Annotated in this window: 2 rRNA genes; both read right to left on the reverse strand. The window is 63.6% G+C overall.

The features are described 5' to 3' along the window. Positions 1 to 395 precede the first annotated feature (395 nt). Positions 396 to 512, reverse strand: a 5S ribosomal RNA gene (gene rrf / locus HDC93_RS11070). 105 nt (positions 513 to 617) lie between these two features. Next, positions 618 to 690, reverse strand: a 23S ribosomal RNA gene (locus tag HDC93_RS11075); the annotation flags it as partial.

The raw sequence follows: 690 nt of genomic DNA on the forward strand, positions 1-690 counted from the left end.
CACCACGGCTGTCACCACCACGGCTGTCATCACGGCGGAAGCCACCGCGCTCGCCGCGCTCGGGGCGATCACCGCGGTCGCCGCGGTCCCCTCGGTCGCCTTCACGACGTCCGTAGCCCCCACGGTCGTTGCCGCCACGGTCGTCGCGGCGGAAGCCTCCACGGTCCCCGCGGCCCCCGCGCTGACCGCCGCGGTCGTCGCGGTCGCTCCGGTCCCCCTCCCGTCGCCGCTGGTCGCGCTCCGGTCGGTCGTCGGGAGAGTTGGTGGACATGGTGACTCCTGTCTTCGGTACCGCAAGTCATTCTCGCGCAGCCGGGTGCCCGGCGCGCACTGCAAAAACAAAAAGGACCCTTGGCCCCAGCTGAACGCTGGGACCAAGGGTCCTTCCAAAGATTGTTCGGCGGCGTCCTACTCTCCCACAGGGTCCCCCCTGCAGTACCATCGGCGCTGTAGGGCTTAGCTTCCGGGTTCGGAATGTAACCGGGCGTTTCCCCTACGCTATAACCACCGAAACCCTAATGGTTTCGAGCGAACAAGCACACTTTTTAATTGTTTGTCCTGCTCAAAGCCGACAACTGTTCGTTGTCTCAGAACTAACACAGTGGACGCGAGCAACTGAGGACAAGCCCTCGGCCTATTAGTACCGGTCAACTCCACACGTTACCGTGCTTCCATATCCGGCCTATCAAC

Origin of the sequence: Streptomyces sp. AK010, from assembly GCF_014207295.1 — a bacterium.
Classification (GTDB): domain Bacteria; phylum Actinomycetota; class Actinomycetes; order Streptomycetales; family Streptomycetaceae; genus Streptomyces; species Streptomyces massasporeus.